At 67.0% G+C, this 2,632-nt stretch carries 1 protein-coding gene; it reads right to left on the minus strand.

The annotated features are described in order from the left end of the window. A partial coding sequence (locus IG75_RS0135490) for a condensation domain-containing protein (RefSeq protein ID WP_030526113.1) occupies positions 1-2,632 on the minus strand: 2,632 nt, incomplete at both ends.

The raw sequence follows: 2,632 nt of genomic DNA on the forward strand, positions 1-2,632 counted from the left end.
GCCCAGCGGGTACTGCGCAAGCATCCACGCGACCTGATTCGCGATCGCCGAATGCGGAACCGCCACACCCTTCGGACGACCCGTCGAACCCGACGTGAAGATCACATACGCGGTATTCGACGGACGCACCGGCGCCAACCGATCGGCATCGGTCACCTCGGTATCGGCGTAGCCCGACACATCCAAGGTGTCCACAGCCAGCACCGGCACTTCCGTACCCTCGGGCACCGCACCGCCATCACCGGTGGTCGTCAGCACACACAACGGTGCCGCCGTATCGAGAATGTAACCGATCCGCTCCGCCGGATGCGCCGGATCCAACGGCACATACGCACCACCCGCGGCGACCACCGCATACATCCCGACCACCAGATCCACCGACCGGGAAACGAGCAGACCCACCAGCGTCTCCGGGCCCACACCTTGCGCGATCAGATGCCGCGCCAGCCGGTTCACCCGACCGGCGAACTCGCCGTAGGACAGACTCGTCCCCTCGAACGAAACCGCCACCCGATCCGGGTACGCCGCGGCCGCGGCATCGAACCGATCCAGCAGCAGCCCGGCCGGAAGCGCATGCTCGGTGGCATTCCATTCCGCCAGCATCTTCGTGCGCTCGACCGGCGCCAGGATCTCCAGATCACCGACCGCCGTCTCCGGCGCCGCCACGATCTCCCGCAGCAGACCCACGAACCGCTCCGCGAAGCCCGCCACCGTGGCGTGGTCGAACAGGGCGGTGGCATAGGTCAGGTACCCGGCCACGCCGTTCGGGGCCCCGGCGGTGTCGTAGGAGTCGCCGAGCAGCAGGTTCAGGTCGAACTGGGAGATCTCGGCATCGAAATCCACCCCGGAAACCGTCAGGTCCGGCAGTTCCAGTACGGAGGCGGCCAAGTTCTGGAAGGTCAAGCCCACCTGGAACAGCGGATGCCGCGCGGTCGACCGCGCCGGATTCAGCACCTCCACCAGCCGCTCGAACGGCACATCCGCATGCGCGAACGCCGCGATATCGGCTTCCCGCTGGCGACCCAGCAGACCGGTGAAGGATTCACCACGATCCAACTGTGTCCGGAACACCAGCGTGTTCACGAACATACCGATCAGATCGTCCAGCGCCCGCTCACCACGACCCGCCACCGGCGTACCGATGGTGATGTCGTCGCTACCCGAAAGCCGCGACAGCAATACCGCCAAAGCGGAATGCACGACCATGAACAGCGTCGCGCCCTGCTGCTGCGCCACCCGCACCAATCCGGCATGGGTTTCCGCATCGATCGCGACCGCGACCCGCCCGCCCGCGAAGGACTGGACGGCCGGACGTGGCCGATCGGTCGGCAGATCCAGCTGATCCGGCACCCCGGCCAGCGCCGACTGCCAATAGGTGAGTTGCGCGGCCGCGATCGACTCCGGATCGGACTCGTCACCGAGCAACTCACGCTGCCAGATGCTGTAGTCGGCGTACTGCACCGGCAGCGGCGCCCAACCCGGCGCCTCGCCGGCGGTACGCGCCGCGTAAGCGATCATCAGATCCCGCGTCAACGGACCCACCGACAAGCCGTCACCGGCGATATGGTGCACCACCATCGCCAGCACGAACTCGCCGGCCACACCGGTCGCGGGCTCGACATCCACCACAGCTTCGCCGGTAGTCGCGTCGTGCACCCGGAACAATGCGATCCGCAGCGGCACCTCGGCCGTCACATCGAAACCGGCCGACGCCAATCCCGCCACCGCCGGAACAACATCTCCGGCCGCGACGGAACGCACCTCGAGTCGAGGTGCGGCGTCACCGATCGGCAACACCAACTGCACCGGACCCGCCTCGGTCTCCGGATACACCGTCCGCAACACCTCGTGTCGCGCCACCAGGTCCGTAACGGCCGCACGCAACGCCTCGACATCGAGCGCACCCGACAAACGGATCGCCATCGGCAGGTTGTAGGCGGCCGAATCCTGATCGAACCGGTTCAGGAACCACATCCGCTGCTGCGCCAGCGACAGCGGCGCAGCACCGACAACCTCTCCCGAGGGCAGCGTCCGGGTCGGACGGTGCTGCGGCACCAGCGCCACCCGACCACCCGAACCGGCCTGCTCCTGGATCCGGGCAGCCAGCACCGAAACAGTGGCGGCCTCGAACAGCATCCGCACCGGCACGGTGGTGTCCAGCGCAGCACCCAGGCGCGCGGCGACCTGGGTCGCGATCAGCGAGTTACCACCCAGCGCGAAGAAATCGTCATCGGCACCCACCCGCTGCACACCCAGCACCTCGGCGAACACACCCGCCACGATCTCCTCGATCGGAGTCGAGGGAGCCCGGAACTGCTTGGTCTCGAACACCGGAGCCGGCAGCGCCTTACGATCCAGCTTGCCCGAGGTGTTCAACGGGAACGCGTCCAACTCCATGACCACAGCCGGGATCATGTAGATCGGCAGCACATCACGCAGATCATCGAGCAGCACCGCCGACACGATCTGCGCACCCGGAGCAGGCACCACATAGGCGACCAACTGCTCACCCAGATCCGACGCCGCGACCGTCACCACGGCCTGGCTCACCACCGGCTGCGCCAGCAGAGCCGACTCGATCTCACCCAGCTCGATCCGCTGACCACGGAACTTCACCTGGAAATCGGTACGA

Origin of the sequence: Nocardia rhamnosiphila NBRC 108938, from assembly GCF_000720425.1 — a bacterium.
Taxonomy (GTDB): domain Bacteria; phylum Actinomycetota; class Actinomycetes; order Mycobacteriales; family Mycobacteriaceae; genus Nocardia; species Nocardia rhamnosiphila.